This window comes from Methylobacterium sp. Leaf91 (assembly GCF_001422815.1).
Classification (GTDB): domain Bacteria; phylum Pseudomonadota; class Alphaproteobacteria; order Rhizobiales; family Beijerinckiaceae; genus Methylobacterium.
Map to the genome: position 1 here is coordinate 109,961 of NZ_LMMP01000006.1, position 20,548 is coordinate 130,508.

A 20,548-nucleotide genomic window follows, 5' to 3' on the forward strand; every position below is an offset into this window, starting at 1 on the left:
GGCACGAAACCGCCGAACCGAGATGGATACCGATGACCAGGGACCAGCTTTCCGCCGAACTGTCGCGCATGGCGAAGATGCAGATCAGCGACATCACCCGGGCGGTGAAGAGCGGCGATAAAGCCATCGCCTTGAACGAGGTGAGCGACCTCGCGCTACGCTTGAATTTCCTCGCCGACGCCATCGCCGGCGTACCGGTCCCGGCACCGGCACCGGCGGTTTCCCCCGCTCGCGTCCTCGATCCGGCGTGACCGCTGCATCGGAGTGGCGCGCGGAGCGCAATGGACGCTCCCGCGCCCGGCTTGAACGCTCGCTTCCCGCCCTCTTCCCGGTGCCGGTCCTGCAGCATGCGCTGTCACGTCCGCTGACGCCGCCCACGCCGCGCCTCGCCGTCGAGAGCTATTGGCGCAACCACGTCCTCCGGGCCGATCGCCTGGCGCGGGCACTGGCCGCACGCTCAGGCCAGCCGGAGGGATGGACGTGGCGTCTCGGCTCGGAGAAGGGTTCGGGCCTCGCCGCGACCTTCCGGATGCCCCCTTCGCCCTATCGCGAGCCTGCGCACGCGCGAGGGCCCGGCCATTGCTGCATCTGCGGACAGCCGGTCTTCCGCTTCGGCTGGCACAAGGATCTGTGGGGCACCGGCACGCCGAACAAGAACGCCCGCTGGCATTCGGCCTGCGTCACGGCCTGGAAGTTCTGGGTGGCGCCGAGCGACCAGGTGAAGGTTTTGAAGGCGCATCAGCGCCATCGCTGCGCCGCCTCCGGGAAGCGCCTGCTGAAGACGGCCGAGGTCGACCATCGCACGCCGCTCTATCGCGTCTGGCGCGAAGACCGCGACGCTGCTTGGCCGACCTTGCTGGCCTATTGGGGCGCTCCGAACCTTCAGGTCGTGAACCGCGTTGTCCACGTGGAGAAATGCGGTGCGGAGGCAAGCGAGCGAGCGCTCCAGCGGCGGTCTTTCGTCTCGGACAATCCTCTCGATACGGAGGCTGACGCCATGATGCTTTTCTCGACATCGGCGTGAACCACTCGCCGTCGAAGCCTTTCCTCGGACCTGCTTCCCGCGCGCGATGGGTCATCACGCTACCGCTTCCGGAATTGGAGACGATCGAATGACGGATGACAAAGTCGGCCGGCAGGACCGTAAGGACACGAGGGCTGCCAAGGCCGCCGAACGTGCGGATACGGCAGGTCAGGTCTGGGAAGAAGTCAAAGTCCGTGAGACGGCGCGTGACGACCAGATCGTTCGGCTGAAGGCCCAGCGGCTCGAGCGCGATGCCGCGGATGCCGCTGCAGAGAAGCCTCCCACGAAGCGCTCGTCGTGAGTGAGCTTCGTGGCACTGACCGAAGCTGTCGGCTGCGGAATCCTCGGCCGAGCGGTGCGGGCCGATCGCAGCGCATCTGGTTTGGGACCGGGGGGCCATCGAAGCCGCCCTCCCCGGCGGCCACATGGAGCCGATGCACGGGGGACCGGGGATAGTTAGTGAGCGCTCGCGAGTTTCATGGTCACGAGTCCCGACACGATGAGGACAGCCGCGATCATGCGGGTGAGGCTGGCTTCCTCTCCGAGGACCGTAACGCCGACCACGAAAGCGCCGATCGCGCCGATACCCGTCCAGATCGTGTAGGCAGTCCCCAGCGGCAGCGTTCGCATGGCCATGGCCAACAGCCCGAAGCTTCCGACCATCGCCATCAAGGTGATGACCGTCGGCCAGAGGCGGGTGAAGCCGTCCGACTGCTTCATCATGGATGCCCAGACGATCTCGAGGACACCGGCAATTCCGAGATAGACCCAAGCCATATCGGCCCTCTGCTTCAAGGGCCGGGCCGTCCCGGACTTCGACCCTGCAGGAGGGGGAGGACGTGGCCTCGCGAGTGCCTAATTAGCGAGCAGAATGCTTATTTTCAAGGCGGAAAGTGCCGGTCATCCCGAAACGGGAATGGCGGCCCCTGAGATGCCGCCGCGCAGGAACACGCCTGTTCCATCCTTTCGACTGGACGATGGAGACCCCTCGCTCGCGCGTCGTCATTTTGCCGACCGCATCCGCGTAGGCTGTCGCGCCAGGAACGAACCGCGCTCCGCGATCTTCTCTGAAAGACAGCAGCCCGTGGGAGAGCACAATGGACGACGATCGCGTCTGGTCCTTCGAGAAGAGTCTCTGGACCGGTGGGACGGACCATTACCGTGAACTGGTCGACGACGAATGCCTGATGGTGCTGCCGCAACCCCCCTTCGTGCTGAGCGGCTCGCAGGCCATCGAGGCCGTCGCGAACACGCCCCGCTGGTCGGAGGTCGAGCTTTCCGGGGGACAAATCTCTCGTCCGCAGGAAGGGCTGATCGTCATCGCCTATCATGCGAAGGCCTCAAGGGACGGCGAGACCTATCTGGCGCATTGCACCTCGACCTATCGCCGGCTGTCACACGAGGTCTGGCGCGTGGTTCAGCACCAGCAGACGCCGCCGCTGGTCGGCTCCACGGCCGAGAAGGCCGCCGGATAGGGACGGCCATCCTCGACATCCGGACCCTGCGCTCGACGCCCGAGAGCGGCGAGTCAGGCTTCCAGCGCAGCGCCCTGTCGCTCGAAACTGGCGAGGTCGAAATAATCGCGCCATTCCGTAATCGCGCCGTTGCCAACGCGCATGCTGCCCATGGTGGGAAGGGTGATGCGGCCGCCGTTCCGGTCGGTGAAGAGATCGAGCCTCTCGGTCAGAACCGTATCGCCATCGTTTGCAATGTGCAGGAGCTGCCACTCGACACGAATGCGACTGCCGACCCCGAAGGTCTTATGGAAGCTCCGCGCGTTCTCCCGACCACGGATCTCCGGCAGCGGGATGTTGTGGTAGACGACGTCCTCGGCAAGGAGATCGATCGCGTCATCGAAGCGATCTGCGTTGATGCGTTCGAAGAACAGACGCACCAGGGCGACCTCGGGGGTGTCTTCGATCATTGCGTGCCTCGTTGTCCCTCAATCGGCGTCGCCGGTCGGCGACCGAGCTTTGAACGAGACCGCGCATGGCGCCGGCAGCCGATCGACGCTGCCGGACGATCCTCACGGTCGGCGGACCACGTCACCGCAGCCCTCGTGCAGGGGAGAACCTACCCCCTCACGAAGGCGAGAATGTCGGCGTTGAGCGTGTCGGCATTGACGGTCAGCATGCCGTGGCTGAAGCCGGGATAGGTCTTCAGGGTCCCGTTCCGGAGGAGCTTGATCGATTCCCGCGCCGCCGCCCCGATCGGCACGATCTGGTCGTCCTCGCCGTGCAGAACGAGGGTCGGGACGGTGATCGACGTCAGGTCGTCGCGCTGGTCGGTTTCCGAGAAGGCCGCAATGCCGTCGTAATGTGCCTTGGCACTGCCCATCATGCCTTGGCGCCACCAATTCGTGATCACGCCGGGCTGCACCGTCGCGCCATCGCGATTGAAGCCGTAGAAGGGCCCTGTCGGCACGTCGATGAAGAATTGCGCCCGGTTGGCGGCGAGCGCCTGACGGAAACCGTCGAAGACCTCGACCGGCAGGCCGCTCGGATTGTCGGCGGTCTCGAGCATGAGCGGCGTCACGGCGCTGACGAGCACGACCTTGGCGACGCGGCCGTCCGGTTGACCGTGCCGGGCGACATAGCGGGCGACCTCACCGCCCCCGGTGGAATGGCCGACATGGACGGCGTCGCGCAGGTCGAGGTGCCGGACGACGGCGGCCGCATCCGCGGCGTAAGCGTCCATCGTGTGCCCATCAGAGACCTGCGCCGAGCGACCGTGACCGCGCCTGTCATGTGCGACCACCCGGAAACCCTTCGCGAGGAAGAAGAGCATCTGCGTGTCCCAATCGTCGGAGGAGAGCGGCCAGCCATGGTGGAAGACGATGGCTGGCGCATCTCTCGGCCCCCAATCCTTGAAGAAGATGTCGACGCCGTCGGATGTAGAGACGTAGGGCATGGTCGTGTTCCTGCTGTTTGCCGAAGCAGTACGGATCGATGGAGCGTAGAGCGGGGGTCGTTTCAGGGGTGTGACAAGGCTGTTGTGCTTGGCCGCATCGTCATCAAGCGAACCTGACGAGGTTGAGGGCCGGCAATGGCCCCCCTGGGAACTGTGCAAGACGGCCGCCATCCGCGAGAGAACCGAGGTCGATGCCGAAGAAGCCGAGCCGGTCGATGAGCGTACGAACCGTCGCTTTCGCCTCGGCATCGTCGCCTGAATAGAAGAGGACGCGCCGACCGCCTTCGCTGGCCGGATCGCCTGCCAGGAGCGGTGGCCGGACATGGTTGAACGCCTTCACCACCCGGGCGCCGGGGACCAGGGTGGCGACGATCTCGGAGGACGAAACGCCCCCGAGATCCACCGGCTCGAACGACGGTGTCTCGATCGGATTGTTGGCGTCCACCACGATCCGGCCGCCGAAATCCGGCAGGCCGCCCAGCGCAGTCGGCAGCTTCGACCAATTGACCGCGACGATGATCATGTCCCGGGCGGCGGCGTCCTCGCGCGTGCCGGGCGTGATCGTCGGGCCTAACGAAGCAATGGCCTCGGCGAGGCTGTCTGGACCGCGACTGTTCGCGAGGATCGCCGGAATCCCGTGCCGAGCGAGGGCGCTGGCAATGGCACGGCCGATCTGGCCGGCGCCGATGATGCCGATGGAGGGCATGGAGAGGTGTCCTTGCGAGGGAGGTCGAGAGGAGGCGTCAGGCGGATTGGCCACCGTCGACATTCAGTGTGGCGCCCGTGACGTACCCGGCGTCGGGACCGACGAGGAACGCGACCGCTCCGGCGATATCCTCCGGACGGCCGTAGCGGCCGAGGGCCGCGAGGCCCTTCAGTGTCGTGGCGAAGGGGCCGTCCTCGGGGTTCATCTCGGTGTCGATCGCACCCGGCTGGACGAGGTTGACGGTGATGTCGCGGGGACCGAGATCCCGTGCCCAGCCCCGCGTGTAAGCCGCCACGGCCGCCTTCGTGGCGACGTAGTCCGCCGCACCCGCGAAGGGGACATGCACGGCCCCTGTCGTGCCGATCGAGACGATGCGTCCCCCATGCGTCATCAGCGGAACGGCAGCGCGGACCGCGGCGGCGACGCCCTTCACGTTGATATCGAGTTGCCGATCGAACGCGGCACGGTCGGCTTCCGGATCGTCCACCATGCCGGTGACGAAGACGCCGGCCGAATTGACCAGGATGTCGAGCCGACCGAACGTGGCATGCGTCTGGCGGACCAGGCCGGCGACCTCGGATGCGTCAGCCTGGTCGGCCCTGATGGCGATGGCGCGGCGTCCCGATGCCGTCAATTCGGCGACGATCCGGTCGGCCCGCTCCCGCGATGCGGAATAGCTGAAGGCCAGATCGGCGCCGTCACGCGCGAGACGACGAACGATGGCGGCGCCGATGCCACGCGATCCGCCGGTGACAAGGGCCACCTTGCCGGCGAGCGGTTGCGGGTCCTGGCCCATGATGCTGCTCCTGTCCTCTTGGTTGGAGCGAATATGGCCGAGGTATTGCGCTTGGTTTAGCCGGGATCGGGTTGCTACACCTTCAATCATCCCTTGAAGGTGGCATCGTGGAAACCCTGGCGAACCTGGAATCCTTCATCCGCAGCGCGGAGCACGGCAGCTTCTCCGAGGCCGCCCGGCGCTTGTCGCTGACTCCGGCCGCCGTCAGCCGGAACGTCGCCGTGCTGGAGCGGAACCTCGGTGTGCGGCTGTTTCATCGTTCGACGCGGAAGCTGAGTCTGACGGAAGCGGGCGAAACCTTCCGCCTCGCCGTCGCGGACAATCTGGAAGGCATCCAGGCGGCCATCGCCGGGATCGCCACCGCCGGCGGCGAACCGGCCGGTACCCTGAAAGTCAGCATGGCCCTGACATTCGGCACGATGCACATCCTGCCGCTCTTGCCGCCGTTCCTCGAACGCTATCCTCTGATCCGCCCGGAATGGCATTTCGAGAACCGTCGGGTCGATCTCGTCACGGAGGGCTACGACGCCGCGATCGGTGCCGGGTTCGACCTGGCGCCCGGTCTCATCGCTCATGCTCTGGCCCCCGCGCACGTCATCGCGGTCGCCTCGCCGGCCTACATGGAAGGCCGCCCACGTCCCGACGATCCGACCGGGCTTCAACCGCTCCAAGGCATCGTCCAGCGTTCGCTCCGGACCGGCCGCCTCCAGCAATGGACCATGCGCAATCCCGCAGGCGAGGACATGCCAGCGCACCTGTCTGCGACCATGGTCGTCAACGACCCGGCGGCGATGCAGGAAGCGGCTCTTCTCGGGCTGGGCGTCACCATGCTGGCGGTGCCCGACGTCCTGCCGGCATTGGAGGCGGGCCGCCTGATCCAGCTGGTGCCGGGGTGGTATGCCGATGCGGGAGCGATCTCGCTCTATTACGCCAGCCGAACCCTGCTGCCTGCCAAGACCCGCGCATTCGTCGACTGGGTCATCGAGGCGTTCAGGAATCGGCGTCTCGCCGAGCGCTTCGCGGGGCACCGTCTCTAGGTTCGTGTGTCCTGCACCAGGCCGGTGTCCTGTACTAGGCAGATGTCCTGGCACCGACGTCCGACGTGGCATGGCGCCCGATCCGGCCGGATACGGACGCCATGGGCCGGCATGGCCCTAGAGCTGCGCCCGGCCACCTTGGGTCGGGTGCGGCTCTAGGGCTTTGTTTTGCCGCGCTCTTTTTCGCCGAACCGGCAGCCATTTCGGCGGTGAGCGCTCTAGTTCGGGATCAGCTCGCGGGCCGGGCCGCCCGTCTCCTGGCCACGGGCCTGGGCATAGCCCGGCAGAGCCGGGTTCTTGGCGTTTCCGCTGTCGGTGTCCGGCCCGCCGAGCCAATACGCGAATTGCGCCGGCGCCGGGATCGAGCCGGTGATCGTCGGGCTCTCCATCCGATGCGGGGTGGGCCGGGCCTCAGAGGCCCCGGTCAGGGCGGCGAGCGTGCAGGCGGACGCGAAAACGACGGCCGAAAAGGTCTTGATCATCGTCATGTCAGGTCTCCGGTGATTCCTGCTCGATCCGATCTCGTCGAGCAGTGATGCCGGACAGACGACGTCTTCGTCTGCTTATTCCATGACCCTATCGAAAAATTCCAACGCTATGATCGGGACCATATCCCGTGAACGAATACTCGGTGCCGGGTGCGAAGTTTTTCGTGCAGACGTGGAATAAACACGATTTCGCGGCGTCCATGCCCCTGTCGCCGGCCCCGAAATCCGTTCGGTCCGGCCAGCGTGCCGACTGGAGCCCCGCCCATGCCAGGAGACAGGAGATGATGGACATGATGCGCCTCATCGAGCCGCTGATCCCGGCCCTGCGCCGCTACGCGCACGCCCTCCTGCGCAACCCGACCGATGCCGACGATCTGGTGCAGGATTGCCTCGAGCGGGCCGTCACCCGCTGGCACCAGCGCCAGGCCGACGGCGACGCGCGGACCTGGCTCTTCGCCATCCTCCACAATCTCGCCGTGACGCAGATGCGCCAGCGCGCCCGCCGCGGCGCCCACATGCCGATCGAGGACACGGCGGAGGCGAACCTCGCGGTGGCGCCGACGCAGGAGAGCGGCCTGCGCCACCGGGACCTGATGACGGCGCTCGACGCGCTGCCGGAAGAGCAGCGCAGCGTGCTCCTTCTGGTGACGGTGGAGGGCCTGTCCTACGCCGAGACCGCCGACATCCTCGCGATTCCGACCGGGACCGTGATGTCCCGCCTGTCCCGAGCCCGGGACCGGATGATCCAGTCGATGGACGGCACCGAAGCCTCCGTCCCCGCCAAGCGCCCGCTCCTGCGGAGGGTGAAATGAGCATGCGTCCGATCGGTGACGACGATCTCCAGGGCCTCGTGGACGAGCGGCTCGATACGGCGCGGAAGCGTGAGGTCGAGGCCTATCTCGACTCCCATCCCGAGGCGCGGATCCGGGTCGAGCGCATGGTCGCCCTGCGTGAGGACATGCGGTCCGCCTTCGCGCCCATCGCCGCCGAGCCGGTGCCGGCCCGGCTGAACCTGGCGCGCATCGTCGAGGCGCGCCGCCGGCCGGCACATCCGATCTGGCAGGCTTCTCCGATCTGGCAGGCGATGGCGGCGGGGCTGCTGCTCCTCGTCGGAGGCGCCGGTGGCTGGGGCCTGCGTGAGGTGGTCTCGCCCGTGCCCACCGGCATCGAGGCGCTGGCCCAGTCCGCGAGCGTGAACTACGCGGTCTATGCGCCCGACCACACCCGCCCCGTCGAGCTCGCCGCTGCCGACCGCGACGAACTCGCCGGCTGGTTTTCCGCCCGGATGAAGCGGCCGGTGGCCGTGCCGGACCTGAGCGGCTCCGGCTACCGCCTCATGGGCGGGCGTCTCGTCGCCACGCAGCAGGGACCCGCCGGGCTGCTGATGTACGACGATGGGCACGGCGCGCGCTTCGTCATGTTGATGCGGCCCATGAGCGTTCCCGGCGACGCGCCGATGCGCGCCCACACGACGGAGACGTCGAACGGCTACGCCTGGGCCCAGGACGGGCTCGGCTACAGCCTCGTGGGTGCGGCCGACCCCACGATCCTGCACCCCCTCGCCAACGAGATCCGCCGCGCCACCGCGAAAGCCATCTGAAGGCCCGACATGTCCCTCCTGAACGACCTCACCGGGGCCGATCCGGCCTTGAGCCCGCGTGCCGCTGGTCTCCGCCTCGCCGCCATCGGGGCGCTCGTCGCCGGCACGACGGGGGCCTTCGCCTATGCGGGCGGCTGGCTCTCTCCGGGGGACCTGACCCAGGCGCGGATCGTCGACCGCTTCGAGCAGGTGAATGGCCCCCATCCGGGCTTTCGGCGCAACCACGCCAAAGGGCTCTGCCTCGCCGGGCGCTTCGAGAGCAGCGGCCGGGGCGCGCATGTGTCGACGGCGTCGCTCTTCACTGCGGGACAGGTCACGCCCGTCACCGGCCGCATCGCGCTGGCGGGCGGCCAGCCCTATGCGGCGGACGCGGCCACGACGGTGCGCAGCCTCGCGCTGCGTTTCCACCTTCCCGACGGCGAGGAATGGCGCACCGGCAACAACGACATTCCGGTCTTCCCGGTCCGCAGCCCGGAGGGGTTCTACGCGCAGCTTCTCGCCGCCAAGCCCGATCCGGCGACAGGCAAGCCCGATCCCGAGGCGCTCAAGGCGTTCTTCGCCGCGCATCCCGAGAGCGCGAAAGCGTCTTCCCTGATCAAGGCGCGAACCATCACCTCAGGCTTTGCCGACGACACCTTCCGGAGCCTGAACGCCTTCCGGTTCATCGCCGCGGACGGGACCCGGACGCCGGTGCGCTGGGCGTTCGTGCCGGAACGGGCCGCGACGGCGGAGAACCCGGCCCAGAGGGCTCGCGCGGACAAGAACGTTCTGTTCGACGACTTCGACTCTGCCGTCCGCCGGGCGCCCGTGCGGTGGCATCTCGTCGTCACCCTGGGGCAGCCCGGCGACCCCACGGCGGATGCGACGCTTCCCTGGCCGGTCGAGCGGCAGAGCCTGGACGTCGGGACCGTGATCGTCGCGGACACGCAGCCGGAAGCGGACGGCAATTGCCGCGACGTCAATTTCGATCCTCTCGTCCTGCCCGCAGGCATCGTGGGATCGGACGATCCACTGCTCAGCGCCCGTTCGGCGGCCTATTCGCAATCCTTCACGCGCCGCGCCGGCGAACCGAAAACGCCGAGCGCCGTCCAGAACACGCCAGCATCGGGAGCCGGATTGTGAGCCACACCGCGCGCTTCAACCTGCCGGCCCGGCTGCTGCACTGGACCATGGCGGCCCTGATCCTCGCCATGCTGTTCATCGGCGTGGCGATGGTGACCTCGCTGGCGCATTACCACACCCTGGTCGCGCTGCACCGCCCACTCGGGATCGGCATCCTGGTCCTCGCGCTGCTGCGCCTGCTCAACCGCTGGCGCCATCCCCCGCCCGACCTGCCGTCGGACCTTCCGGGCTGGCAGCGGCGGGCGGCTCATGTCTCGCACGTCTTGCTCTATGGATTGATGCTCGCTCTGCCGCTGGTCGGCTGGGCGATGCTGTCGGCGGCCGGCTATCCAATCGGGCTCGCCGGCTCCCTCGTCCTGCCGCCGATCCTGCCGCGCGATTCAAGCCTCTATGCGTGGCTCCGTCCGCTTCACACACTCCTGGCCTACACCCTGTTCGGTCTCGTCCTCGCCCATCTGGGGGCGGCCCTGATGCACGGTTTGATCCGCCGGGATGGCGTCTTCTCCAGCATGGTCGCGCGCCCGACGGCGTCCCGGTCCCAGTAACGTCGAGGCAGGCTGCAAGGCGAAACACGGTGAACGATCGCGCAACGGGCAGGGTGCTCATCGCCGGCGGCGGCATCGAGGGCCTGGCCATCAACCTGCCGGGCAACGCGGTCCAGGCTCTCGGCCAACTCGGCCTGGAAGACGCGCTCCGCTCGCGCAGCGGGCGGAGTGGGGCACGGTCGATCCGCGCTACGAAGCGCTGCGCCGGCCCCGCGTGGCCCATGTCCAGGCCATGACCGATCGCCTGTCCCGCACCGCGCGGATGCCGGGCTGGGCCGGAAACCTCCTGCTTCCCGTGATCGGCCCGCGCAGCTACCGCGCGACTTACTCGCCGTTCCGCACGCCGGTCTCGGTCTGAGCTTGGCTGCGGCGATTGCTCGGCCTCCTCGCGGTCGAGGTTCTCGGCCTTGGTGCGGCGCAGGCCGGTCCGGCCCATGAGAACCGCGGCAGGATCGGTTCTTTGGCCCGGCGGCACATAAAAGCGCCTCCAGCAAAAAATGGAGCGCACCCTCTAGACGACCGGTCTAATTCAGGCTAGTTATGGGTCATGGCACGCGTCACCGCACATACCGACACACGACAGGGCATCCTCGATACCGCCTACGGCCTCGTGGGCGCGAAGGGTTTCTCAGGGGTCGGTCTCAATGAGATCCTGGCCACGGCCGGCGTGCCCAAGGGGTCGTTCTACCACTATTTCGGCTCGAAGGAGGCCTTCGGCGAGGCTCTTCTGGCGGATTACTTCGAAAGCTACCTCGCCGATCTCGACACAACCCTCGCTGAGCCCGGCTTGAGCCATGCCGAGCGACTGATGAACTACTGGCGGAAATGGCAGGCAACGCAGGGAAGCATCGACGACCAGCGCAAGTGCCTCGCGGTGAAGCTCGCGGCGGAGGTCTCGGACCTGTCCGAGGCCATGCGCCTTGCCCTCAAGAGCGGGACCACCGGGATCATCGAACGCCTGTCGGGAGCGATCGCGGCGGGCGTGGCGGAGGGCTCGCTCACAGGCGAGGGCGAGCCGCGGACGATCGCCGAGATGCTCTACCACGTCTGGCTGGGTGCGAGCCTGATGGCCAAGATCGTCCGGACCGACGCACCGTTCGAGGCTGCCATGGGGACGACCCGGCGCATCCTCGGCCTCAGCTCGCATTGACCCCCCCCCTCATTCCGACGTTGCCGAGAACCACCTTTTACCAGGCCCAAAAACGAGACGACCGGTCTATTTTTTTACCGGCAGACAATCACCTTCCTCGGGCCGGCCGGCGAACAGAACCCAGATGGAGAAAACCCATGCCCCACCACACGAAGACATCTGTTGCCGCGACCCTCCCCTTTGCCGGGCTGATGGCGTTCCTGACCATGCCGGAAGCAACTGCGCAGGAACGGATCACCCTGGAGACGATCGGCGCCGTCCGCATGGCCCGGTTCGAGGAGGTCCGTGGCGCGAGCCCGGAACTCCGCCCCTCGCAGGCGGCGCCGGTGCGAGATCCGGCCACGGGACGCACCGCAAAGGCGCGATAGCGCCGGTCCACCTTCCCCGAGCCGCCACAGTGCGGACCCGGCGAAAGGCCCGATAACCCAAGACGTCCTGCTCACCCCAAGCGAAAGATCCGGAGAACAACGATGAAGATCCTCATGGTGCTGACCTCGCACGACCGCCTCGGCGATACCGGCCGGAAGACCGGCTTCTGGCTGGAGGAACTCGCGGCCCCCTACTACGTGTTCAAGGATGCGGGTGCGGAGGTGGTCCTGGTGTCGCCCGAGGGCGGCCGCCCACCGCTCGATCCGAAGAGCGCCGAGCCGAGCTTCCAGACCGACACGACGCGCCGCTTCGAAGCCGACGCGGCGGCCATGGCGGTCCTCGCCGAGACGGGCAGGCTCGACGCCGTCGGCCACGAGGGCTTCGACGCCGTCTTCTATCCCGGCGGTCACGGGCCCCTCTGGGACCTCGCAGAGGACCCGGCCTCGATCAGGCTCATCGAAACGACGCTCGGCGCCGGCAAGCCCGTAGCCCTGGTCTGTCACGCCCCCGGCGTCCTGCGCCATGCCAAGGCGGAAGGCGGGAAGCCCCTCGTCGAAGGCCGGAACGTCACCGGCTTCACGAACACCGAGGAGGAGGCCGTCGGTCTCACCCAGGTGGTTCCATTCCTGGTCGAGGACGAGCTCAAGCGGAACGGAGGCCTCTACGCCAAGGGAGCCGATTGGGGACCCTTCGTCGTCACGGACGGCCTGCTCGTCACCGGCCAGAACCCGGCCTCCTCCGGCCCAGCCGCCGAGCGCCTCGTCGCCCACCTCGCGAACCGCTGAGGATGTGGGCGCCCGAGGTGGCGCCCGCACCCGACCACCCGCTCGAACCATGATCGTCGCTTGGCCGAGCCAGCGCGATCCGGCCGCACCGGCGGTCTCGAAGGATCTCATCCCATGGCCACCGACATCCTCTTCTCGGACGCGACCCGTCTCGCAGAGCTGATCCGCACCCGGCAGGTCTCGCCTGTCGAGGTGGTGCAGGCCCATCTCGACCGCATCGCGGCGGTCGATTCCAAGATCAACGCGATCGTTACCATCGCGGAGAATGCGCTTTCCGTCGCGAAGGAGGCCGAGGCAGCGGTCATGGCTGGCAGGGAACTCGGCCCCCTGCACGGCGTGCCGTTCACCGTCAAGGATTCCATCGACACCGCCGGCGTGATGACCCAGCGCGGCTCACCCATCTTCAAGGGCCGCACCCCCGACACCGACGCGACCAGCGTCGCCCGCATGAAGAAGGCCGGCGGCATCCTGCTCGCCAAGACCAACCTGCCGGAGTTCTCCTACTGGATCGAGAGCGACAACCTGCTCTCCGGCCGCTCGAACAATCCTTGGGATCTCACCCGCACACCGGGCGGATCGAGCGGCGGCGAGTCGGCGGCCATCGCGGCGGGCATGTCGCCGCTGGGCCTCGGCACCGACCTCGCCATCTCGGTACGCGGACCGGCGGCGCAGACCGGCATCGTCTCCCTGAAGGGGACCCATGGGCGCGTGCCGATGACCGGCATCTGGCCACGGGCGCCCCGCCGCTTCTGGCATGTCGGGCCGATGGCGCGCAGCATCCGCGACCTCGCGCTCGCCTTCTCGCAACTGGCCGGCCCCGATGGACTGGACGCCTTCGCGACCGGCGCCGTCCCGTTCGACGCCGGTATCGGCGCCGCGCCGGACCGCAAGCTTCGCGTCGGCTGGATGGTCGGGCCGGGCTTTGGTCCCATCGACACGGAGGTGGTGGCGACCGTCAAGGCGGCGGCCGAGGCGCTCAAGGGCGAGGGGCACCCCGTCGAGGAGGTCCACATCCCGGCACTGGAGCGCGACTTCGCCCTCGACGTGTTCAACAAGCTCCACGTCATGGAGATGAAGCCGGCCTTCCGGGAGGCGACCGCCGGGCACGAGGACCAGATGTACACGATGGCCAAGACCATGCTGTCGCTGCCCGACACCTCGATGGAGGACTACATCGCGGCCGAGCAGGCGGCGGAGCGTCTCCGGGACGGCTATGCGACCTACTTCCGAGATTACGACGTCCTTCTCACCCCGGTGCTGCCGGTGCCGGCGCACGAACACGGCATCACCGAACTCGTCGTCAACGGCGAGACGGTCGACCTGACCTACCTGCAGGGCGCGACGGTGCCCCTGAACGTGACGGGCTTGCCCGGGCTGTCGATGCGCTTCGGGACCAGCCGGGAGGGTCTGCCCATCAACGTGCAGTTGGTGGGGCGCTGGCAGGCAGAGACCACGATCCTGCACGCCGCCGCGGTACTGGAGAGCGTCAGCACAGTCCGCGGCCTGCACCCGAGCCTTTGACGGGCGGGAACCTGCCGGAGAGCGCTTCGGGGTCCCCGGCCATGACCGGAGGTCGAACGGCGGAAATGCCTGCTCGAAAAGGGCATGGGCGGGGCTAGGGGCGACGGGGCACGAGGTATCCGGTCCCCGGGAAGCTGGAGATCATCCGGCTGGTCGAGCCGTCTCACCTGCCGGTACGGGCCACCCTGGAGAAACCCGGTATCTCGCGTGCCACCTTCTACCGCCGGTACGCGGCCCACCGGAGCGGCAGCCCCGAGGCCCTGCCAACCGCCCTGCCCTCACATCTGCTTCCACGACCTGCAGCACAGCCACGCGACGCAGATGTCGACGAGCGGCATCCACCCCAAGATCGCGCAGGAGCGCCTCGGCCATTCCAGCATCGGCATCGCCCTCGATCTGTACTCCCGCGTGATGCCCGGAATGCAGAAGGATGCCGCCGCGAAGGTTGACGCTGCCATGCGCGCCGCCATAGACAAGGCGGCCGGATGATTGGGTATAAATCCGGCTGCGACGGACGAAGAATCCAAGCATCCGCGAAGGCAAATGATCTAGCCTGCGCAACGGCTTGGAAGGGTGGCCGAGTGGTTTAAGGCAGCGGTCTTGAAAACCGCCGTGGGGGCAACTCCACCGTGGGTTCGAATCCCACCCCTTCCGCCAGATGGCTCTGAATACTAAGGGAAATTCGGTTCGGGGTGTCTCCCACCCTACCAGTTACCCCACCGGCGAACATAATCCGGGATTAGAAGACCTAGCTCAGGTTCTGCGAGCGGACCTCGACACCGGTCAATTCCACTGGCTGGTAGGGCAGCGTGCCGGCCATGTCGCTGGGTTCGCGAACGATAGAGGCTATGTCCTCGTCCGCCTATGGAAGCGCAATTACCGCGCTCACCGTCTCATGTGGCTGTTTGCCCATGGGCAATGGCCCGCTCAAGGCATCGACCATATCAACGGCGACCGCGGCGACAACCGCATCGCGAACCTTCGCGAATGCGATCAATCGCAAAACATGGAGAACGTCCACAAGCGGAAGCGTTCTGCCTGCGGCTTCGCAGGCACGGTTTATGACCCTGTCAGAAAGCGGTTCAAGGCCACGATCACGGTTCGCGGCAAGAGGCACCGGCTCGGGTATTTCAAGACGGGCGAGGCGGCGGCCGAAGCTTACGAGCGAGCGAAGGCCGACCTGCATCAGTTTGCCAACGAGACGGCCCTTCGCACCGGAGGGACGGTCTGATGGGCATCCGCATCGCCGCCCTCTACGTTCAGCCCGACGGCTGCTATGCGAACCTTCCCGGCGTCGATGTCTGGGACCAAGCGCGTGACGCTCGGACCTATGCCGGCCCGCATCCCGTCGTCTGCCATTCACCGTGCCAGCGCTGGGGGCGGTTTTGGCACGGCAGCACCCGCAAGCCGCACCAGTATGAGAAGGGCGCGGACGACGGCTGCTTTGCCGCGGCCCTGGCTTCGGTGCGTCGGTGGGGCGGAGTTCTGGAGCACCCGGCCGAGAGCCACGCCTGGGCTGCGTTCAATCTGAACCGGCCGCCGCGGGCGGGTGGATGGGTCTCCGCCGACATGTACGGCGGATGGACCTGCTACGTCGAACAGGGTCACTACGGGCACTTCTCGCGCAAGCCGACATGGCTCTACGCGGTCGGCACCGTTCTGCCCGACCTGACATGGGGACCGGCCGAACAGCGCCTGCATCCGATTGCCCTGGAGCGATACGGCTACGCGAAGGCCCGTCGGATCGGCATGGCCGCAATGATCGGCGGCAAGGACAAGACGAAGATCCGTGAAGCGACGCCGCTCCCGTTCCGGGACGTGATGCTGTCGATCGCTCGCTCCGCTGTCATCACCTCGGAGGCCGCAGCATGACCCCCCTCTCTCTCCTCCTCGCCGCAGGCTTGGGCCTGAGCCTTCCCGCCAACATTGGGGGGATGTGAAGATGGGCGACTTCCACAACACACACCGCCCGAAGGCCCGGAAGGCGAGAGCCTGTCCGGAATGCCAATCCGAGATCGTGGCCGGCCAGACCTACGTCAGGCTCGCCGGTTGCTCAGACGGCGACTTCTACTCCGGCATCATGTGCGAGCCGTGCGACGCGTTCGGGGATCGCTATCTGCAATCGCTCCGCCTCTCGTCGTGCGTCAACGCCGATGAGGTGACCTATCAGTTCGGCGGGCTGATCTCTGAAGCGGCCGAGTTCACGGGCTACCTCTGGGAGGAAGGGCAGGACGACAAAACGCCTGCGCAACGTCGAGATGCGATGCTGCCGATCCTTGAGGAGCATGACGTCGGCGAGCGCGAGTACCAGCGTCAGGAGCGTGAGGCGAGAAAGGCTGCGAAGCCCGACTACTCCGCCCTAGCGAAAAGGCCTCGCTACCAGGGCATGGCCTCCCCCCTCCCCGCCGCTCAGGGAGGACGCTGAGCCATGGGCACAGAAGCAGCAATCGCCGCGACTTGGTGGGTCATCGCTGGCCTTGTCGTCGGCGCAGTCCGCCAGCGCGTCTATCCGAGCCCCGCCTATCAACTGCGCTGGGCTGCGGCGTGGGCCATTGGCTGGCCCGTACTCTGGATCATGGAGAGCGCAAATGGCCGTTGAAATCCTCAGAAACGATGACGATGCCGCTTGGCGCGCTGACGGCGAGCGGAACGGCTGGGTGCTGCCTCCGAAGGCGGCGTGGCCGCTTCGTCTGCCCGTCATGCGATGGCTTCGGGCCACCTACCACACGAGGGCGGCGGCTACCGTTGCTGAGAAGATCGGCATGTTGGATCAGGCCCGACGCCGGCTGGCTTCTTTGATGAGCGCGGGCAGGCGATTGGCGAAGTCGCGATTGTTGCGATCGACCACGGCTGCAAGCTGCTCTGGCGTGACACCGGAGGCGGGTGTCACGTTGTACTGAGGAGAGTGCGTGACCGAGACCGATCCGCCCGCATTCATGTTCGCCGGCTGGGACATCGCAACAGGAATGCGCTTGCCGTCGGGGAGCGGAACGAAGGCTTCGGGTCCCCTGCCCTCTCCGAACAGCGCAAGCTGAGGCGAGTTGGCGATGCCGCCCGTCGCGTAGGAATGCAGCGGCAGCGGGCCATTGCTGGTCATGATGCCGCCGTCTGCGAAGCCGAAGAGGCTTCCAAGGCCGCCCTTGGCGACGGAGCCGAAGGCGCTGGAGACGAGCGAGTCGATGACCTTGTTGAGGACGCTGTCGGCAAGGCGGCCAAGCGCACTCGCCGCGGCCTGCGCGGCTGTCGCCCCGTGAGCTAGATCCTGAGCGAACCCGCTCAAGGCGCTCGACGCGGAATTCTTGGCATCGATCAGGTCATTGGTTTCCCTGATGTCGGCAATCATCCGTTGCGCTTCAGGGGACGTGGTGTCGCCGATCCGCGAGCGAGCCTGAGCGTAGGCGTTTTGGTCCGATGCCGATCGGCCCAGCTGCTCACGGTTGAACTGGTTGTCCGACGCGAACTGGACCATCTTGGCCGACTGGCCGAGTTCAACGATTTTCTTTGTTAGTTCGCCGCCCGCCATGGCGGCAGCCTGCAAGGGAGGAACACCCTGGCTGATAAGCCGGGTGTATTCAGCCTGCTGAGCTTCATTGAGAGCGAGCGCTTGGCCGTTTTTACCGTAATTATTACGGAGGTTCTCCAAGTTTTTGCTAGCGTTTTCCTGTTCGCGATCCAAATCCTGGTAGGTCTTCACCATCTGCTCAGCGCCGGGGCGAGCCGTGGTGATTGCCGGGATATAATCTCGGGTTTCTTTCCGAAGCACGCTCGGGTCAAACCCGCTGTCCCGATACCGTTCGGCTGTCTTCGGGCCAGCATTGTAGCCAACGAGCGCAAGGGTCTCGTTGCCGTTGAACTGCTTGAGGAGCTGAGCCATCAGCTCGCCCTGTTTCATGATCGACTGGATTGGGTCGAAAGAGTTGGTCAGCCCTATCCCGCGCGCTGTATCAGGCATGAACTGCGCGATGCCTCTCGCGCCCGCGGACGAAACCGCAGTCGGATTGAACCCGCTTTCGCGGAAGCCTTGCGAGACCAAGAGGTCCGCATTCACCCCAGAGGCCAGAGACGACTGATAGTAGGCATCTCGGTACTGTGCGGGGGCGTCAGCGAGGCTCTTCGAGTACCGACCGCTCCCATTCGTGCCGGCATCAAGGATAGTCCGGGACTGAAGCGTCTGGAGCTCCGTGACGCGCACCTGCTCAATCGACTGCGCGGCCTTCAGGTACGCCTCAGATGCCGCGTTGTTGCCGGCATCCCGAAGGGCATTCAGATCCTTGACGCGAGCGTCCTCGTTAATGCTCGCCGCGCTCTGAGCGGTCGGCGAGAAACCAATCGTCCGCTGGTCGAACTTCGACTTTGCGATGGCGTCGGCGTATGCCGCACCGCCTGCTGCCATGTCGGATGCAAGCTGCCTACCCAAGCGCCTGACGGTTGATACCCTGCGCATCAAGAAGCGCCTCGCGAGCCGCCTCGGTCAGCTTCTGCGCCTGCGCGGCCGGCGAAAGCTCCTCATCAAAGAGAAGGGCGATGTCGCGGGCCAGCGGCTCAAGACGAACCGACGTGCGCGCTGCCATCAGCCACGAAGCCAGAGGTTCACGCGAACCAGAACGCCGTCGATCTCGACGGGTTCGACCGCCTGGATGTTCCTTACCCGACCTGACACCGCAAGTTTGTCGTTGACCTTGGGCAGGCCTGGGAAGCTGATGCCATCGAGCCCGGTCGGCGAGAGAACGGCGGTACTGTCGCCATGCTGGATGCCACCGGCCAACTCATCGGGCTTGTAGCCCCGAAAGAAGACCCTCAGATCGCCAGAGAAGGCCGGGGACAGGCGTCTCAGGGTCACCGGCTGCCCATGGGCGGCAATCTGCCGATCCAGCATGGCGATGGCGCCAGAGGGCGTCATGCGAACAGCATCCTGCGATACTGAGACAGGATCGCCTCGGCCTCGGGGTGAGGAAGGGTCGCGCTCGCGCCTTGAACATAGAAGTCGCGGCTGCCCACGCCTTCGACGTCCTCGGATTTGATCGTCACGTCCCGACCCGACATGGACGCAGCGACACCCACAAGCTGGATCACAGCGCGCTCGATATCGGCCGGCAGATCCTCGGCAAGGACGGCGACGCCATTGACCTCTTTCGGCTCACCCGGAAGCAGCCAACCGGCCTCGTAGTCGATCGCCAGCCGAGAGCCGCGCCAGCACGTGCGCTCACCAGCTAGTGGTTGAGCCCTGACGGTTGAGTCCGCGTAGGGTTTTGGTTTGTGGCCCATCCTGCGAGTCTGGCGGGATGCGCAGTGGCATCTCTTTCACGCTNCTAGTGGTTGAGCCCTGACGGTTGAGTCCGCGTAGGGTTTTGGTTTGTGGCCCATCCTGCGAGTCTGGCGGGATGCGCAGTGGCATCTCTTTCACGCTCTCCACCTCGGATCGTCTTCGGCTCGAAGCACTCGTTGCGGATCGAAACACGTCGCAGAAGCACGTCTGGCGCGCCCGCATCGTGCTGCTGAGCGCCGATGGGTTGGGGACGCATGCGATCATGCGTGAGGCGGGCGTGTCCAAGACGGTGGTCTGGCGCTGGCAGGACCGCTTCGCGCAGGAGGGCGTCGATGGGCTCCTTCGGGACAAGACGCGGCCGGCGCGCATCCCGCCGCTGGGGCCGGAGGTGGCGGCGCGCGTGGTGGCTCTAACGCAAGGAGAACCACCCGGCGAGACCACGCATTGGACGGCCGCCGCCATGAGCAAGGCCACGGCCATCAGCGTCTCGTCGGTGCAGCGGATCTGGCGGGGGCACGGCCTACAGCCGCATCGAGTCCGGCAATTCAAGCTCTCCACCGACCCGGCCTTCGCCGCCAAACTGCGCGACGTCGTCGGGCTCTACGTCGATCCGCCCGCGCATGCCGTTGTCCTCTCGGTCGACGAGAAGAGCCAGATCCAGGCGCTCGCCCGCACGCAGGCCCCGTTGCCGATGAAGCCGGGCCAGCCAACGACGCGCACCCACGATTACAAGCGCCACGGCACGACGACCCTGTTTGCCGCCCTGGACGTGCTGGAGGGCAAGGTGATCGGCCGCTGCATGCAGCGCCACCGGCATCAGGAGTTCATCCGCTTCCTCAACGCGGTCGAGGCGGCGGTTCCGGCGGGCAAGATCGTCCACGCGATCCTGGACAACTATGCCGTCCACAAGCACCCGAAGGTCCGTGCCTGGCTCGACCGCCACCCGCGATGGACCTTCCACTTCACCCCGACCTCAGCCTCGTGGCTCAATGCCGTCGAGGGCTTCTTCGCCAAGCTCGCAAAACGCCGGCTCCGACGTGGCGTGTTCGGATCGCTCATCGAGGTGCAGGCCGCCATCAAACGCTTCATCGCCGAGAGCAACGGCGACCCGAAGCCCTTCGTCTGGACCGCCGACCCAGATCGCATCATCCAGGCCGCAAAGCGCGGGCACCAAGTGTTAGACTCGCACCACTAGGGTCAGGAAAACTTCGCGCTATAGTTGTTAAATG

General features: G+C 66.7%; 31 protein-coding genes, 1 tRNA gene and 1 pseudogene. 23 read left to right on the top strand and 10 right to left on the bottom strand.

The window, feature by feature from the left end; all coding sequences use genetic code 11:
- The first annotated feature begins 32 nt into the window (after positions 1–32).
- From ASF32_RS07610 to ASF32_RS07620, 3 genes are all read left to right on the top strand, one after another.
- Positions 33–251: a hypothetical protein gene (locus ASF32_RS07610; RefSeq protein WP_056425820.1), complete on the top strand. Its 219-nt coding sequence runs from the start codon at positions 33–35 to the stop codon at positions 249–251.
- The gene (locus ASF32_RS07615; protein WP_056425823.1) at positions 248–1,024 is read left to right on the top strand and encodes a hypothetical protein; all 777 of its coding nucleotides are present in this window, start codon (positions 248–250) and stop codon (positions 1,022–1,024) included. The genes ASF32_RS07610 and ASF32_RS07615 overlap by 4 nt, the downstream gene beginning before the upstream one ends.
- 88 nt (positions 1,025–1,112) lie before the next feature.
- The gene (locus ASF32_RS07620; protein ID WP_056425826.1) at positions 1,113–1,325 is read left to right on the top strand and encodes a hypothetical protein; all 213 of its coding nucleotides are present in this window, start codon (positions 1,113–1,115) and stop codon (positions 1,323–1,325) included.
- 155 nt (positions 1,326–1,480) lie between these two features.
- Here ASF32_RS07620 and ASF32_RS07625 read toward each other — a convergent pair whose 3' ends face one another.
- Positions 1,481–1,801 (bottom strand): multidrug efflux SMR transporter, encoded by a 321-nt coding sequence (locus tag ASF32_RS07625; protein ID WP_056425829.1) that lies wholly within the window; start codon positions 1,799–1,801, stop codon positions 1,481–1,483.
- Between the two features lie 320 nt (positions 1,802–2,121).
- Between ASF32_RS07625 and ASF32_RS07630 the strand changes: the two genes are divergently transcribed.
- Complete coding sequence (locus ASF32_RS07630; RefSeq protein ID WP_056425830.1) at positions 2,122–2,499, top strand: hypothetical protein; 378 nt, start codon at positions 2,122–2,124, stop codon at positions 2,497–2,499.
- A 53-nt stretch (positions 2,500–2,552) separates the two neighbouring features.
- On the opposite strand, the gene ASF32_RS07635 is transcribed toward ASF32_RS07630, so the two are convergent.
- From ASF32_RS07635 to ASF32_RS07650, 4 genes are all read right to left on the bottom strand, one after another.
- Complete coding sequence (locus ASF32_RS07635; protein ID WP_056425833.1) at positions 2,553–2,948, bottom strand: limonene-1,2-epoxide hydrolase family protein; 396 nt, start codon at positions 2,946–2,948, stop codon at positions 2,553–2,555.
- Between the two features lie 149 nt (positions 2,949–3,097).
- Entirely contained in the window at positions 3,098–3,934 is an 837-nt protein-coding gene (locus ASF32_RS07640) for an alpha/beta hydrolase (protein ID WP_056425836.1), read from the bottom strand.
- Positions 3,935–4,037: 103 nt separating this feature from the next.
- Complete coding sequence (locus tag ASF32_RS07645) at positions 4,038–4,640, bottom strand: NAD(P)-binding domain-containing protein (protein WP_056425840.1); 603 nt, start codon at positions 4,638–4,640, stop codon at positions 4,038–4,040.
- A 37-nt stretch (positions 4,641–4,677) separates the two neighbouring features.
- Positions 4,678–5,436 carry an SDR family oxidoreductase gene (locus ASF32_RS07650; RefSeq protein WP_056425843.1) on the bottom strand — a complete coding sequence of 253 codons (759 nt, stop codon included), beginning with the start codon at positions 5,434–5,436 and terminating at the stop codon, positions 4,678–4,680.
- Positions 5,437–5,543: 107 nt separating this feature from the next.
- Between ASF32_RS07650 and ASF32_RS07655 the strand changes: the two genes are divergently transcribed.
- On the top strand, positions 5,544–6,473 hold the full coding sequence (locus ASF32_RS07655; RefSeq protein WP_056425846.1) for a LysR family transcriptional regulator: 930 nt from the start codon (positions 5,544–5,546) through the stop codon (positions 6,471–6,473).
- 218 nt (positions 6,474–6,691) lie between these two features.
- Here ASF32_RS07655 and ASF32_RS07660 read toward each other — a convergent pair whose 3' ends face one another.
- The gene (locus tag ASF32_RS07660) at positions 6,692–6,961 is read right to left on the bottom strand and encodes a hypothetical protein (RefSeq protein WP_056425849.1); all 270 of its coding nucleotides are present in this window, start codon (positions 6,959–6,961) and stop codon (positions 6,692–6,694) included.
- Positions 6,962–7,242: 281 nt separating this feature from the next.
- On the opposite strand from ASF32_RS07660, the gene ASF32_RS07665 reads away from it, so the two are divergent.
- From ASF32_RS07665 to ASF32_RS25195, 17 genes and pseudogenes are all read left to right on the top strand, one after another.
- Positions 7,243–7,773: a sigma-70 family RNA polymerase sigma factor gene (locus ASF32_RS07665; RefSeq protein ID WP_056425944.1), complete on the top strand. Its 531-nt coding sequence runs from the start codon at positions 7,243–7,245 to the stop codon at positions 7,771–7,773.
- Complete coding sequence (locus ASF32_RS07670; protein ID WP_056425855.1) at positions 7,770–8,561, top strand: anti-sigma factor; 792 nt, start codon at positions 7,770–7,772, stop codon at positions 8,559–8,561. The genes ASF32_RS07665 and ASF32_RS07670 overlap by 4 nt, the downstream gene beginning before the upstream one ends.
- A gap of 9 nt (positions 8,562–8,570) precedes the next feature.
- On the top strand, positions 8,571–9,683 hold the full coding sequence (locus tag ASF32_RS07675; RefSeq protein ID WP_056425858.1) for a catalase family peroxidase: 1,113 nt from the start codon (positions 8,571–8,573) through the stop codon (positions 9,681–9,683).
- The gene (locus ASF32_RS07680; RefSeq protein WP_056425861.1) at positions 9,680–10,228 is read left to right on the top strand and encodes a cytochrome b/b6 domain-containing protein; all 549 of its coding nucleotides are present in this window, start codon (positions 9,680–9,682) and stop codon (positions 10,226–10,228) included. Before ASF32_RS07675 ends, ASF32_RS07680 begins: the two co-directional genes overlap by 4 nt.
- Positions 10,229–10,257: 29 nt before the next feature.
- Positions 10,258–10,464: a hypothetical protein gene (locus ASF32_RS25715; RefSeq protein WP_162239892.1), complete on the top strand. Its 207-nt coding sequence runs from the start codon at positions 10,258–10,260 to the stop codon at positions 10,462–10,464.
- Positions 10,461–10,586: a hypothetical protein gene (locus ASF32_RS26815; protein ID WP_280136547.1), complete on the top strand. Its 126-nt coding sequence runs from the start codon at positions 10,461–10,463 to the stop codon at positions 10,584–10,586. The genes ASF32_RS25715 and ASF32_RS26815 overlap by 4 nt, the downstream gene beginning before the upstream one ends.
- Before the next feature lie 189 nt (positions 10,587–10,775).
- A complete protein-coding gene (locus ASF32_RS07690) occupies positions 10,776–11,378 on the top strand; it encodes a TetR/AcrR family transcriptional regulator (RefSeq protein ID WP_056425870.1) in 603 nt (200 codons plus the stop codon).
- Between the two features lie 137 nt (positions 11,379–11,515).
- Entirely contained in the window at positions 11,516–11,746 is a 231-nt protein-coding gene (locus ASF32_RS07695) for a hypothetical protein (protein ID WP_056425873.1), read from the top strand.
- A gap of 102 nt (positions 11,747–11,848) precedes the next feature.
- On the top strand, positions 11,849–12,532 hold the full coding sequence (locus ASF32_RS07700) for a type 1 glutamine amidotransferase domain-containing protein (RefSeq protein WP_056425876.1): 684 nt from the start codon (positions 11,849–11,851) through the stop codon (positions 12,530–12,532).
- Positions 12,533–12,646: 114 nt separating this feature from the next.
- Positions 12,647–14,053: an amidase gene (locus ASF32_RS07705; RefSeq protein ID WP_056425879.1), complete on the top strand. Its 1,407-nt coding sequence runs from the start codon at positions 12,647–12,649 to the stop codon at positions 14,051–14,053.
- Between the two features lie 74 nt (positions 14,054–14,127).
- A pseudogene (locus tag ASF32_RS25905) lies at positions 14,128–14,316 on the top strand (IS3 family transposase); the annotation flags it as partial.
- Between the two features lie 58 nt (positions 14,317–14,374).
- Complete coding sequence (locus tag ASF32_RS25910) at positions 14,375–14,542, top strand: hypothetical protein (protein ID WP_210348250.1); 168 nt, start codon at positions 14,375–14,377, stop codon at positions 14,540–14,542.
- Between the two features lie 78 nt (positions 14,543–14,620).
- Positions 14,621–14,710, top strand: a tRNA-Ser gene (locus tag ASF32_RS07715).
- Between the two features lies 1 nt (position 14,711).
- A complete protein-coding gene (locus ASF32_RS26820) occupies positions 14,712–15,284 on the top strand; it encodes an HNH endonuclease signature motif containing protein (RefSeq protein ID WP_082490383.1) in 573 nt (190 codons plus the stop codon).
- Entirely contained in the window at positions 15,284–15,925 is a 642-nt protein-coding gene (locus tag ASF32_RS07725) for a hypothetical protein (RefSeq protein ID WP_056425886.1), read from the top strand. Before ASF32_RS26820 ends, ASF32_RS07725 begins: the two co-directional genes overlap by 1 nt.
- Before the next feature lie 145 nt (positions 15,926–16,070).
- Complete coding sequence (locus ASF32_RS07730) at positions 16,071–16,478, top strand: hypothetical protein (protein WP_156467722.1); 408 nt, start codon at positions 16,071–16,073, stop codon at positions 16,476–16,478.
- 3 nt (positions 16,479–16,481) lie between these two features.
- Positions 16,482–16,652 carry a hypothetical protein gene (locus ASF32_RS25195; RefSeq protein WP_156467723.1) on the top strand — a complete coding sequence of 57 codons (171 nt, stop codon included), beginning with the start codon at positions 16,482–16,484 and terminating at the stop codon, positions 16,650–16,652.
- 171 nt (positions 16,653–16,823) lie between these two features.
- Here the strand turns inward: ASF32_RS25195 and ASF32_RS07735 are convergent, their stop codons facing one another.
- From ASF32_RS07735 to ASF32_RS07745, 4 genes are read right to left on the bottom strand one after another with little or no spacing between them, the layout of a single operon-like run.
- Positions 16,824–18,446 carry a transglycosylase SLT domain-containing protein gene (locus ASF32_RS07735; protein WP_162239893.1) on the bottom strand — a complete coding sequence of 541 codons (1,623 nt, stop codon included), beginning with the start codon at positions 18,444–18,446 and terminating at the stop codon, positions 16,824–16,826.
- A gap of 16 nt (positions 18,447–18,462) precedes the next feature.
- Entirely contained in the window at positions 18,463–18,624 is a 162-nt protein-coding gene (locus ASF32_RS25200) for a hypothetical protein (protein ID WP_156467724.1), read from the bottom strand.
- Positions 18,624–18,953, bottom strand: a complete 330-nt coding sequence (locus tag ASF32_RS07740; RefSeq protein ID WP_056425896.1) for a hypothetical protein — start codon at positions 18,951–18,953, stop codon at positions 18,624–18,626. The genes ASF32_RS25200 and ASF32_RS07740 overlap by 1 nt, the downstream gene beginning before the upstream one ends.
- The gene (locus ASF32_RS07745) at positions 18,950–19,318 is read right to left on the bottom strand and encodes a hypothetical protein (RefSeq protein WP_056425900.1); all 369 of its coding nucleotides are present in this window, start codon (positions 19,316–19,318) and stop codon (positions 18,950–18,952) included. The genes ASF32_RS07740 and ASF32_RS07745 overlap by 4 nt, the downstream gene beginning before the upstream one ends.
- Positions 19,319–19,434: 116 nt before the next feature.
- On the opposite strand from ASF32_RS07745, the gene ASF32_RS07750 reads away from it, so the two are divergent.
- Positions 19,435–20,514: an IS630 family transposase gene (locus ASF32_RS07750; RefSeq protein ID WP_056425902.1), complete on the top strand. Its 1,080-nt coding sequence runs from the start codon at positions 19,435–19,437 to the stop codon at positions 20,512–20,514.
- Positions 20,515–20,548: the final 34 nt, after the last annotated feature.